Genomic DNA, 13548 nt, shown 5'->3' on the forward strand with positions numbered 1-13548 from the left:
AAAACTGAAACCCACTCTTAAAGCTCAGTGTACCTGACATTGTTTCTACAAACATACTTAAAAAAATTCGTAAGTATTAAGGCGTGGATTATTTATTCCATATCTCCCAAGATTTCTCTGCCTGAAGTTCTAGCATTTCATGTCCATTTTTAATAGAGGCACCTACATTTTTACCATTAGTTAAAAACTTTGTTTGAGATGGGTTGTAAATTAAATCAAACAAATAATGTTTATCAGATAAATGTTCATAAGGAATACTAGGGCAGTCTTGAATATTAGGATGCGTACCAACTGGAGAACAATTAATGATTAAAGTATGGCTTTCCATAATCTCTTTGGTAACCTCTTTGTAAGACAATTCATTTTCATTTGAAGGGTTTCTAGAAACAAATACAAATGCTATCTCTAATTTTTTCAGCACAAAAGCAATAGCTTTTGAAGCACCTCCTGTACCCAAAATCAATGCTTTTTTATGATGATCTTTTAATTGAGGTTTCAGTGAGTTTTCAAAACCATAGATATCAGTATTATATCCGATTAACTGATTATCTTCAGTAATTTTTATCGTATTTACAGCACCAATCTCCTTGGCTTCATCATCTATATCTGAAAGGTATTTTATTATGGATTCTTTATAAGGTATAGTAACATTAAATCCACCAAACTCCTCTTCTTTATGATAAACTAAAAATGGAAATTCAAATATTTCTGGAAGATCAAAATTTTGATACGAAACATTTTCAATCTTTTCTTTTTTAAACTTATCTGTAAAATATCCTTGAGAAAACGAATAGGAAATGTTCTTTCCTATCAATCCAAATTTTTTATGCATTTTCATTGATCTTATTTCTTTTTGAATAATAATCTAAAAACAGAATAACCCCTATCCCTAAAACAATATAGCCCACTGCAATCCAAGATTCTGACGTATTCATTTCCGGAATGTACCGCTTGTAATTTTGTATAATATAGTCACCATTCATATCCGTTAATAATTGATCTCCATTTTTCTTATACACAGCCTTTTTCCATGGCCAAACATTACCTAAAGAACCTGTTATAAATCCTAAAATCACTGCAGTAACAATATGATTCCAACGCTTTAAAACATAACTTAGAATATGTGAAATAGAAACCAATCCAAATACTGAACCTGCTGTAAAAACTCCTACAATTTTAAGATATCTAATTCTATTCGGGTCATTTATAAATTCCCAGTTCCATGTAAAAATATCGGTAATGGTCTTATATAACATGGTAACAGAATCTACCAGTAACAATACATAATTCCCCATTAATATAAGAATAAAAGAACCTGAAAGACCCGGTAAGGTCATACCGGACACACCAATTATTCCACAGAAGAACACAAACCACAAGTTGTCATTTTCCGTAGCTGGACTCATAAAACTAATCGCAATTCCAACAGTCATTCCTAATGCGATGGAGACAATTCTAATTACAGTCCATTTATTAAAGTCTTTTCCTATGTAGTATATTGAACCTAGAATCATCCCAAAAAACCAGCTCCAAACGTATAGTTCATAGTGTCTTATTAAATAATCTAATAAAATGGAAACACTAAAATATGAAAATACGCTTCCTCCCATTATTAAAAGTAAAAAACGACCATTAATATATCTATAGAAAGGTTTAAATCCTCTATTAACTAATAATTTAAAAGCTTTAAGATTTATTTTCTGGAATGAATATATTAACTCTTCATAAAAATCTAATACAAAAGCTACCATACCACCAGATACACCTGGAACTTTATTCGCTGCACCCATAGACAATCCCTTTAAAAAGAGAAAAAATTTATCTATAGACGAGCGATTATTAGGCATCCTTTACTGCTATTTTTTCCATTAAAATTATTGATACAAAACCAATAATGGCCAATATCAAGGCAAATACAAATTGATTCTCTCCTTCAAAATTAAACGGAGAAACACTTTGCTCTTTTAAAATGATTAATTTGTCTTCTATCATTTTTGACTTGATAACTTTTTTCCATGGCCAAATTTTGTTCAAAGAGCCAAGTACAAAACCTGTTAAAACAGCAAGGGTAAGATCCTTAAATTTAATAAACATCCACTTTAAGATTTTAGAAAACGATAATAATCCAACAACCGCTCCAAGACCTACTGTTATAATTATTTTAAAATCTCTATTATGAACTGCTTCTAAAACTGTTTTATACGCACCTAACAATACCAAAATAAAGGCTCCTGAAATACCCGGTAAAATCATAGCGCAAATGGCTAAAGAGCCTGCTATAAATAAATATAACAGAGATGAACTGTCTGAAATAAGTGGCTGTAACGTTGAAATATAATAGGCCAATATCGTACCTAATAAAAAGACAACAATTGTTCGTACGTTCCATTTCGAAATGCTTTTACCAATAAATAACACACTGGCTAAAACTAGACCAAAAAAGAAAGACCATAACAATACAGGTTCATTGTCTAACAACCAAGAAAGCACCTTAGCTAAAGACACAACACTAATTCCGATACCTACCAAGAGTGCTAACAAAAAATTTCCGTTAACGTGGTTCCAAACAGATTTTATTCCTTCGGTTTTAAGCTTTCCTATTAAACTAATTTTTATAGAGCTTATTGAAGACAATAATTCTTCGTAAATACCAGAAATAAAGGCAATTGTACCTCCAGAAACACCTGGAACTACATCTGCAGCCCCCATGGCTATACCTTTTAAACTTATAATTAAATATTGCTTAAATGAGCGATTTTGCATTGATTGTTTTTTTGTAAAACAAATGTAATGCTTTAAACAGAAAGAATCCTGTTCTTTTTTTTAATAAAATAGTTGAAAAATAAATTTGATCTATATCGATTTTCTATACCTAAGAATTTCTTCTTTTACCCTTTCTAAATCAAACACTCCAGGGAATAACTCCTTAAAAATTGTATGGTATTCAAAATCAGATTCAAGCCCCTTACGTAGGAACTTAAGTCCTTTTTCATCATCTCCTAAAATTAAATTTAGGCATCCAATTCTGTATTCAATTTCAGCATGAATAGGATATTCTCTCATGGCCGTGATTAATACCTTTAAAGCATCTTCAAAATCACCAATAAAGTTCAGCACATCAGATAAACCAACAAAAATGTCTAGACTTTTATCATTGTACTCAATGCAATTTTTAAATGCTTTGATTACTTCTTCATAGAAATCTAGTTTTAAGTTAATCTCTGCATATTTTCTCCAATACAAAGTATTAGATTCGTCTATTGCAATCGCTTTATTTATAAAATATAACGCTTTTTGGTATCGTTTTTCTTCACAATACAAATTGGTTAGTGCAATCCATCCTTTATCCAATAATGGATCTTCACGAACGGTTTTCTTAAAATATTTTAGCGCTAAATCTCTATTACCCAATTTATAATTACATTCTCCTACTCTGCAATAAGCAAATGCTGTTGGATCATCTAACTCTATAGTTATTAAGTAATTTTCAATAGCTTCCTCGTATTGTTTTAATTGTTCTAAGGTTTTTGCCTTTTCTAAATATGCACCAACAAAACTTTCATCTATAACAACTGCATAATCAAATGCTCTTAAGGCAGACACATATTCTTCTAAAATAAAATGCTGTCTTCCCAATTGATGCCAGGCTACTTCTGAAAATGGTTCTCTATCAATAAATGAAGTTAAATAAGTAATTGCTTCAGCATGTTGATTTTGCATATCGAAACAGTAAATAACATTATATAAAGAGGAATAATCTTCGTAATCAACTTCCAAACATTTCGCAAAATTCAGTCTGGCCGAATCAAAATTATCTAAGTACAAATACTCAACACCTATCATAGCTAAAATATCCGATTGCTCATCGGTAAATGCCAAGGCAATTTTCAAAGAATCAATTGCTTTATGATGTTCTTTACGTTTTGATAAAATTGTCGCCTTCTGCACATAAATCTCTTCATTGTTAGGCTCTATAGCGTGTAATTCGGTCAAAATTCTATCCGCTTCTTCTAACTTATCTTCATAAATCAAGAGTTCAGCATGTAATAATTTTAAATTAATAGAAGTAGGATGTTGGTCTAGTCCCAACTTTATTGCTTTATGAGCTAAAGATTGTCTTCCAACGTCAAGATAATACTGTATGATACCTTCGAATTCTGTCGAATCAAAAAAGTAAACACTATTCGTCTTCAACATAGATTCGAATTTCGAAAGAGATAACTTTTTATTCTGATTGGAGTTATGAAGCATAAACGTCAATTCATTTACAGTTTAAAAGTAGTCTAAGAACTTGTTGATATTAGAAAATACTGTTTTTGTTTTTAACAATTTAATTAACAATATGTATATTTGTACTCCGAACAGCGTTTGGAAAAACATCTTATGAGTCACAAAAATTTACTTAACTCAACAGAAATTCACATCATTTTAAATCGATTGGCGTGTCAGTTAATTGAAAACCACAACGACTTCTCAAATACCGTATTGATTGGACTTCAACCCCGTGGTGTTCATTTAGCAAATAGGCTAAAGAAAATGTTGAAAGAAGATTATAAAATTGACAACATCAATTCTGGTGATTTAGATATCACTTTTTATCGCGATGATTTTAGGAGAAGAGATGCCCCACTAGAAGCGAACAAAACACATTTAACCTGTGAAATTGAAAATAAGAATATTGTATTTATAGACGATGTCCTATATTCTGGAAGAAGTATAAGAGCGGCCCTGTCGGCAATTCAAGCATTTGGCAGGCCTAACAAAATAGAACTTTTGGTCTTAATTGATAGAAGATTTAGTAGACACTTACCTATTCAACCTAATTATAGAGGTAGGCAAATAGATGCAATTAACAATGAAAAGGTTGTGGTACAATGGAAAGAGCAAGATGGAAAAGACGCAATTTACCTAATAAAAAACGACTAAAATGAGTCAATTAAGCGTAGAGCATTTACTTGGAATAAAATACTTGCAAAAAAGTGATATTGATTTAATTTTTAAAACTGCCGACCATTTTAAAGAGGTAATCAATAGACCTATCAAAAAGGTTCCTTCATTAAGAGATATCACCATTGCAAATCTTTTTTTTGAAAACAGTACAAGGACAAAACTCTCATTTGAACTTGCCGAAAAAAGATTATCGGCAGACATTATTAATTTTTCCGCTGGCCAATCTTCCGTAAAAAAAGGAGAAACATTAATTGATACGGTAAACAATATTTTATCTATGAAGGTAGATATTGTTGTAATGCGTCATCCAAATGTTGGTGCAGGTGTGTTTTTATCACAACATGTAGATGCGAAAATAATAAACGCAGGCGATGGAACGCATGAACATCCTACTCAGGCGCTCTTAGACTCCTACTCTATTAGAGAAAAGTTAGGAGATGTAAAAGGAAAAAAAGTAGTCATTGTTGGGGATATATTACATTCTAGAGTTGCTCTATCTAACATTTTTGCCTTAAAACTACAAGGTGCTGAAGTAAAGGTTTGCGGACCTACTACATTAATTCCAAAATATATTACAAGTTTAGGCGTAGAAGTTGAAACAAATCTAAGAAAAGCATTAGAATGGTGTGATGTGGCGAATATGTTACGCGTTCAAAATGAACGGATGGATGTAAGTTATTTTCCTTCGACAAGAGAATATACGCAGTTATTCGGAGTTAATAAAGATCTTTTAGATTCTATAGATAAAGATATAGTAATTATGCACCCTGGACCTATTAATAGAGGTGTAGAAATTACAAGTGATGTGGCAGATGCTAAACAATCAATTATTTTAAATCAGGTTGAAAATGGTGTAGCCGTAAGAATGGCTGTAATCTATTTATTGGCACAACAGATAAAAAGATAAACGAATGGATTTGCAAAAAAAAGACAATTACACCCTCGTTAAACCAACCGAAATTTCGATAGAAGAATTTTATAGTTCTTTCTTAGAGGAAGTTAAAAATTTTAAAAAAGAACATCTTGTCCTGCATTTTTCTGAAACATTTAACACAACTATTCAAGAAATCCTACTATTTTTGAATATCGCTAATGATTTTCGAGAAAATGGCATATCATTTGTGATAATTTGTAAAGGGATTGATATTGATGATGTTCCTGATGAAATTAATATCGTTCCTACATTGGCAGAAGCGATAGATATTTTAGAATTAGATGCTATTGAACGCGATTTAATGAATATTTAAAAAGTAATAGGCTTATTGATGAAAAAAATACTTTATATACTTCTTTTAAGTATAACACCCCTGATTTCAGCAAACAACCTTCATTTAAATGAAGCCCCTAATGTTTTTCAAGAGAAAAATATTGATAAGTTGTCTGCCTACCCAAACCCTTTAACTGCAAAAACAACAATCACTTTTTTTAGTGACAGTACACAATTTGCAGTATTCACAGTTAAAAATTTATTAGGCAAAACCGTTTATATAAACAGAGTTTTAGCAAATCCCGGTAAAAATGACTTTATCTTCTTTAAAGAAAAGTTAGATGCAGGAATGTATATTTACTCTATACAGACCGATTCTGGTATTATATCTAAGCGACTTATAATAAAATAAGAATGAAACTTACAATATTAGGCTGTCATAGTGCTACTCCAAAAACGACAACGCATCCAACAGCTCAAATATTAGAAATAAAGAACCATTCCTTTTTAATTGATTGCGGAGAAGGCACGCAAGTGCAAATGCGAAAATACAAAGTAAAATTCTCTAAGATCAAACGTATTTTTATCTCACATTTACATGGAGACCATGTATTTGGTCTTATCGGTCTTATTTCAACTTTTCGCCTTTTAAACAGGGAAACTGAACTAACAGTTTACGGACCAAAAGGAATTAAAGAGTTAATTGTTACCCAACTAAGGTTATCCGAATCTTTTGCTGGATACCCCATCAAATTTCATGAACTGTCAACTAAGAAAAGTGAGTTGATTTTTGAGGATAAAAAAGTAGCAGTATATACAATACCTCTTAAACATAGAATATACACAAACGGGTTTCTATTTAAAGAAAAGTTAGGAGAACGTAAATTAAACATGACAGAGATTTCAAAATATGCTGAAATTGAAATTTGCGATTATCAAAACTTAAAAAACGGGAAGGATTACAAGTTAGGTAATGGAGAAATAATTCAAAACAAAAATCTCACATCAGACCCAAACAAACCGCTGAGTTATGCTTTTTGTAGTGATACCATGTATCATGAGCCTATTGTTCCAATCATCCAAGAAGTAGATTTGTTATACCACGAAGCCACATTTTTAAAAGACAAAGAAGATTTGGCTTTAAAAACGAAGCATAGCACTGCACAGCAAGCGGCTATGATTGCAAAAAAGGCTAATGTTGCAAAACTTATTTTGGGTCATTTCTCGAATCGTTATAAAGATTTAAATGAATTTAAAATCGAAGCAACGAAAGAGTTTATAAATACTTATTTAGCAGAAGAAGGTAAAACATTCTCAATCGGATAGTTCTTTTTTCAAAGGAGGTCTTTACTCAAAATCAATTAATAAGGATACGATAAAAATCGTAAAGTCAAATTAATAGAAGCCAAAATAACCCCAATTCAATTATATATTTTCTGTTTTGTTAAAGTACTGTTAAACCTATTTAGAAAGGGTAACAGTAAATGATTAGCGTCGTCATATAAGCAACCAAATAGACTAAAAAACTAATCATGAAAAACATTATATGCCTTTTGGCATTAACTTTAAGTATTGCTTTTAATGCCAACGCCACGAATGACGAATCTGCTAAAACCGGGACAATTTCAGGAAAAATTACCGATGCAGAAACCAATGAATCATTACCATATGTAAATATTGTAATTAAAAATGCAGCCAATGAAATTTTAACTGGTGGAATTACGGACGATCAAGGAGAATTCGAAATCAAAAAGATTCCATTAGGGCAAAATATAGTCGAAGTTCAATTTATTGGATTTAAAACAGAAGCTCGCACTATTAATTTCACTAAAGACGATGCCGTGCATTCAATAGGGACCGTTGCTTTAATTGTAGATGCTGCTCAATTAGACGAAGTAGAGATCGTTGCAGAAGTGTCTACAGTTGTTCAAAAAATCGATCGAAAAGTAATTAATGTAGGTAAGGATTTAACCGCCGCTGGAACTACGGCATCTGAACTTTTAAACAATGTGCAATCTGTTAGTGTTGATTCGCAAACTGGGCAAATTAGTTTAAGAGGAAATGAAAATGTACGAATCCTTGTAGATGGAAAGCCTACGAATGTGAGTGCCGCTCAATTACTGCAACAGATTCCATCAACTTCTATAAAACAAGTGGAATTAATTACAAATCCTTCTGCAAAATACAACCCAGAAGGAATGAGTGGAATTATTAACATCGTACTTCATAAAAGTGCAAATCAAGGGTTTAATGGTACTGTTAACACTGGAGTTACACAAGGAGAAAATACCCGTTTTAACGGTTCATTAGATATGAATTACAAGACAGGAAAGGTAAATTTCTTTGCAAACTATGGTCATAACAATGGAAAAAATGACAACTATGGTTATGTTCATAGAGAAGACAATAATTCATTGCAAGAATTTGATTTTGAAATGGACAACAAATCAAATGTGTTGAAAGCCGGAGCCGATGTTTATTTAAATGAAAAAAACACTTTCTCATTTTACACAACACAAAATCAATTTGATAGTGATAATTCAGGTACTCAAAAAATCACTGATGATGGAACTCTTGTTATAGATGGCTTTAATACTGCGGTTAGCGATACCAAAAACGCATCCTATAACTTCAATTATAAATTAGATTTCGAAAAAGAAGGACATAATATTGAGTTCGACGCCTCAATTGCCAATTTCAAAGGCCCTGAGGATGCCGAAAATGGAGACTATTTAAATCCGGATGATGTTTTTAACAATTACGTTGCTAACATTGACAACAAGCGTGAAAGTCATTTATACAACCTAGATTATACAAACCCATTAACCGAAACTAGTAAATTAGAAATAGGACTGGAAGTTCGCGGAAGCCACTCAGAAAATTTCCAAACCACTACGCAACACGAATTTGTATTGGATGATAATGGAGATAGGATTCCTGATCCTGCAAATCCAGGAGAGTATTTAACTCAAGTTACGCCAGATTCTAGTTTTGATTATGTTAGGGATATTTATTCTGGTTATGTTAATTACATGCAGCAATGGGATAAATTAACCATGCAAATTGGTGCTAGATTAGAGCAATATGAAATTGTAGGAACTTTTAACAAAGGTGAAACGCAAACCGTTGAAGATCAAATTTTTTCAATTTACCCGTCTGCATTTTTTACTTATAATCCTAGTGAGAAAAACCAATTTCAAGTTAGTTATAGTCGAAGAGTAGACAGGCCTTCTCTTCAACAAATAAATCCGATTAGAGAATGGAGTACTCCTCGTATAACTTCTGTAGGTAATCCTGCTTTAAATCCACAGTTCACAGATTCTTACGAATTAAACTATACGCGTCAATTAGAAAAAGGATCAGTTACATTTGGTACTTTTTACAGACAAGTACATGACAATATTACACGTATTTTAAATGTTGACCCATTAGATGAAGATAAAGTATTATTGTCATTTACAAATACCGATAGTAATAGTAGATATGGATTTGAAGCTTCATTTAATTATGCCGTTACAACTTGGTGGAGAGCTAATGCAAGTGCCGATTTATATGTACAGAATGAGACAGGTACCGCAAATGGAGATGAATTAGAAGTAACAAATAATGCATTTAACGCTAGAGTTAGTAACAATTTTACTTTAAACAAAGACCTTAGACTACAAATGTTTGCAATGTATAGAGGCGGTGGACAAAGTATTCAGTTTAAAACAGATCCGATGTGGATGATTAATTTAGGTGCTAGTTACAATGTTTTGAAAGGAAAAGGAACCTTAACATTTAGAGTAAACGACATTTTCCAAGGAATGAAGTTCAAATTCGAATCTGAAAACCCTTACCCTTCAGCAGGGCAATTTAATTGGGAAAGTAGAACCGCATATTTAGGCTTTAACTACCGATTTGGAGGTGGAAAAAACAAAGAAAGAAGAAGAAAAAATAGAGACGATAATGAATCCCAAGGTGGTGGCGGGTTTTTATAGAAGTCTTTTATAAAAATGTATTGGAATAAAAGGCTCGCAAATTTGCGAGCCTTTTATATTTTCTATTCACGGTTTTCCGTGATATCGAATCACGGTTTTCCGTGATGCTAAAAATTCACGGATTTTGGGGATACCGCAGCATGTATTTATCATTTATCTTTGTCTTAACTTTATTTCAGTTAATAATAGTTATTTTAAAAAATGATTTGGAGTATTTGGGGTTCTTTAAATTATTTGACAAAAAAAAATCCAAGTCCCCACGACTTGGATTTTTATTTTATACACTAAATAATTACCATCTCATTATTACACTTCCCCAAGTAAATCCGCTACCAAAGGCGGCTAATACTACTAAATCTCCATCTTTAATTTTCCCTTTATCAAATGCCTCTGTTAAGGCTATAATTACTGATGCAGCTGTTGTATTACCATACTTCATAATATTATTAAAAACTTGACTATCTTCAAGTCTAAATTTCTTTTGAATAAACTGTGCAATTCTCAAATTTGCCTGATGCGGTATTAACATATCAATATCTGTTGGCTGTAACTTGTTTTTTGCCAAGCCTTCCATAATTACTTCAGAAAAACGAACTACCGCATGCTTAAACACAAAAGTTCCATTCATATATGGGTAGTACGAAGTATCATCAGGATCATTTCGTTCTAATATAGCCGGTACCCAGTTAGCAATACTTGGTCCATCAACTGTTAATTCTCTTGCATGTTTCCCTTCAGAATGTAAATGAGACGATAATATACCTTTAGTGTTGTCTTCCGTTCTACTTAAAATAGCCGCTCCAGCTCCATCTCCAAATATTACAGACACTCCTCTACCTCTAGTCGTTTTATCCAATCCTCCTGAATGATACTCAGAGCCTATTACCAAAACATTTTTATACATTCCTGTCTTAATAAATTGATCGGCAACCGATAGCGCATAGACAAATCCGGAACATTGATTTCGGACATCTAAAGCACCTATCGTTGGCATATCTAACATATCTTGAATTTGAACTCCGCAACCAGGGAAATACATATCTGGGCTTAAAGTTGCAAAAACTATAAAATCTATATCATCTTTGGTTAGCCCTGCTTTTTCAATTGCTATTCTGGCAGCCTTTGCTCCCATAGTTGCCGAAGTTTCTCCACTACCTTCCTTTATCCAGCGTCTTTCTTTTATTCCTGTTCTTTCTTGTATCCATTCATCATTAGTATCCATCATTTTTGATAGATCATCATTGGTTACCACATTGTCAGGAACAAAATGCCCCATTCCAGTTATTATCGAATTGTACATAATCTTCTATTTTATTTCAATCAAAGTTAGCAAATTAATTTTTGTTATGCGCAGCATAAGAACTGAAAATGACATCTTGTCACAAACTTTGATTTGGTATTTTTTTTGTCAAGTAACAAGTATAAAACATTAAAAAATATATTTAATATGGCAACTGGAAACATTAATGTAACAGCAGAAAATATTTTCCCTATTATAAAAAAGTTCTTGTACTCAGATCATGAGATTTTCTTAAGAGAACTTATATCAAATGCAACTGATGCAACTTTAAAGTTAAAACACCTTTCTACTTTAGGTGAGGTTAAAGGTGATATTGGTGAACCGAGATTAGAGGTTATCGTTGACAAAGACAACAAACAAATCAGAATTATTGATCAAGGAATTGGTATGACTGGTGAAGAAGTTGAAAAATACATAAATCAAGTAGCCTTTTCTGGTGCAGAAGAGTTTGTAGAAAAATACAAGGACAAAGTTCCTGATAGTGGAATTATTGGGCATTTTGGTCTTGGATTCTACTCTGCTTTTATGGTCGCTGAGAAGGTTGAGATTTATACAAAATCGTACAAAGAGGACTCAAAAGCTGTTCGTTGGGAGTGTGACGGAAGTCCACAATATACATTAGAGGAAACCGACAGAACGGAAAGAGGAACAGAAATTGTTTTACATATTGCTGAAGATTCTGAGGAGTTTTTAGATGAGGCTAAAATTGGAGGATTACTTTCTAAGTACAACAAGTTTATGCCTATTCCGATTAAGTTTGGAACAAAAGAAGTAAATGATCCTTCGCATACTCCAGAAACTACAACGGACAAAGATGGTAAAGAAACGACTGAACCACATAGACAAATTACTGTTGATTCAATTATCAATAATCCAAATCCGGCTTGGACAAAACAACCTAGTGAATTAGAGGAAGAAGATTACAAATCTTTCTACAGAGAATTGTATCCAATGCAGTTTGAAGAGCCTTTATTTAATATTCACTTAAATGTAGATTATCCATTTAACTTAACAGGAATTTTATACTTCCCTAAGTTAACGCAGAACATGGATCCTCAAAAAGATAAAATTCAATTATACCAAAACCAAGTATTTGTAACGGATAATGTAGAGGGAATCGTGCCTGATTTCTTACAAATGTTACGTGGGGTAATTGATTCACCGGACATTCCGTTAAATGTATCTAGAAGTTATTTACAAGCCGATGGCGCTGTGAAGAAGATCTCTAGCTACATTACACGTAAGGTGGCTGACAAACTAGCAAGCTTGTTCAAAAATGACAGAAAAGCATTCGAAGAAAAATGGAATGATATTAAAATCATTATTGAATACGGAATGTTATCTGAAGATAAATTTTTTGAAAAAGCAGACAAATTTGCACTATATCCAACTGTTGGAGGTGAGCATTTTATCTGGAATGAATTAGTTGAAAAAATCAAAGATGCACAGACTGATAAAGACGGTAAAACGATTGTTTTATATGCCTCTGACGCAAAGGCACAACACAGCTATATTGAAGATGCAAAAGCAAAGGGATATGAAGTATTATTATTAGACTCTCCAATTGTTTCTCATTTAATTCAGAAGTTAGAAACTAGTAAAGAGAATATTTCGTTTGTGCGTGTAGACGGAGATCACATTGACAACCTTATAAAAAAGGATGACAACAAAATCTCAAAATTAAGTGAAGATGAGCAAACTAAATTAAAGGAAGTACTAGAAGGATCAATTCCAAAAGAAACGTATACTGTACAATTAGAAGCGATGGACTCTTCCGCCAATCCTTTTATAATTACGCAACCAGAATTTATGCGTAGAATGAAAGAGATGCAAGCAACTGGTGGAGGCGGTATGATGGGTATGGGTAACTTCCCAGACATGTACAACTTAGTTGTAAATACAAACAGCGATTTAGTTGGTGAGATTCTGAACACTAAAACCGCTAAAAAACAAGAACGTTTAATTAAGCAAACGTTTGATTTAGCCAAGTTGTCTCAAAACCTATTACATGGTGAAGAGTTGACCAACTTTATTAAACGTAGTTACGAATTGATTAAATAATCTAGACTATAAATAATTGAAACCCGCTTATAAGCGGGTTTTTTTGTACC

The 13548-nt window shown here is 32.5% G+C and carries 12 protein-coding genes; 7 read left to right on the plus strand and 5 right to left on the minus strand.

Annotated elements, in window-relative coordinates; all coding sequences use genetic code 11:
• Positions 1-88: 88 nt before the first annotated feature.
• The 4 genes from RM519_RS04120 to RM519_RS04135 all read right to left on the minus strand — a co-directional run bounded on the left by RM519_RS04120 (position 89) and on the right by RM519_RS04135 (position 4197).
• Positions 89-832: a shikimate dehydrogenase family protein gene (locus RM519_RS04120; protein ID WP_432280175.1), complete on the minus strand. Its 744-nt coding sequence runs from the start codon at positions 830-832 to the stop codon at positions 89-91.
• Complete coding sequence (locus RM519_RS04125; protein ID WP_311592291.1) at positions 825-1847, minus strand: DUF368 domain-containing protein; 1023 nt, start codon at positions 1845-1847, stop codon at positions 825-827. Before RM519_RS04125 ends, RM519_RS04120 begins: the two co-directional genes overlap by 8 nt.
• Complete coding sequence (locus tag RM519_RS04130) at positions 1840-2763, minus strand: polyprenyl-phosphate transporter (protein WP_311592293.1); 924 nt, start codon at positions 2761-2763, stop codon at positions 1840-1842. The genes RM519_RS04125 and RM519_RS04130 overlap by 8 nt, the downstream gene beginning before the upstream one ends.
• A gap of 90 nt (positions 2764-2853) precedes the next feature.
• Entirely contained in the window at positions 2854-4197 is a 1344-nt protein-coding gene (locus RM519_RS04135) for a tetratricopeptide repeat protein (protein WP_311592294.1), read from the minus strand.
• A 186-nt stretch (positions 4198-4383) separates the two neighbouring features.
• Here RM519_RS04135 and pyrR point away from each other — a divergent pair, with 186 nt between their 5' ends.
• From pyrR to RM519_RS04165, 6 genes are all read left to right on the plus strand, one after another.
• A complete protein-coding gene (gene pyrR, locus RM519_RS04140) occupies positions 4384-4926 on the plus strand; it encodes a bifunctional pyr operon transcriptional regulator/uracil phosphoribosyltransferase PyrR (RefSeq protein ID WP_311592295.1) in 543 nt (180 codons plus the stop codon).
• Position 4927: 1 nt separating this feature from the next.
• Positions 4928-5857: an aspartate carbamoyltransferase catalytic subunit gene (locus tag RM519_RS04145; protein ID WP_311592296.1), complete on the plus strand. Its 930-nt coding sequence runs from the start codon at positions 4928-4930 to the stop codon at positions 5855-5857.
• 4 nt (positions 5858-5861) lie between these two features.
• Positions 5862-6197: a hypothetical protein gene (locus RM519_RS04150; RefSeq protein WP_311592297.1), complete on the plus strand. Its 336-nt coding sequence runs from the start codon at positions 5862-5864 to the stop codon at positions 6195-6197.
• 18 nt (positions 6198-6215) lie between these two features.
• Entirely contained in the window at positions 6216-6569 is a 354-nt protein-coding gene (locus RM519_RS04155) for a T9SS type A sorting domain-containing protein (protein WP_311592298.1), read from the plus strand.
• 2 nt (positions 6570-6571) lie between these two features.
• Complete coding sequence (locus RM519_RS04160) at positions 6572-7483, plus strand: ribonuclease Z (protein ID WP_311592299.1); 912 nt, start codon at positions 6572-6574, stop codon at positions 7481-7483.
• A gap of 206 nt (positions 7484-7689) precedes the next feature.
• Entirely contained in the window at positions 7690-10137 is a 2448-nt protein-coding gene (locus tag RM519_RS04165; protein ID WP_311592300.1) for a TonB-dependent receptor, read from the plus strand.
• Between the two features lie 292 nt (positions 10138-10429).
• On the opposite strand, the gene RM519_RS04170 is transcribed toward RM519_RS04165, so the two are convergent.
• Entirely contained in the window at positions 10430-11437 is a 1008-nt protein-coding gene (locus tag RM519_RS04170; RefSeq protein ID WP_311592301.1) for a 3-oxoacyl-ACP synthase III family protein, read from the minus strand.
• A gap of 147 nt (positions 11438-11584) precedes the next feature.
• Between RM519_RS04170 and htpG the strand changes: the two genes are divergently transcribed.
• Positions 11585-13498, plus strand: a complete 1914-nt coding sequence (gene htpG / locus RM519_RS04175; RefSeq protein WP_311592302.1) for a molecular chaperone HtpG — start codon at positions 11585-11587, stop codon at positions 13496-13498.
• Positions 13499-13548 lie beyond the last annotated feature (50 nt).

It is taken from the genome of Urechidicola vernalis, from assembly GCF_031846385.1.
Taxonomy (GTDB): domain Bacteria; phylum Bacteroidota; class Bacteroidia; order Flavobacteriales; family Flavobacteriaceae; genus Urechidicola; species Urechidicola vernalis.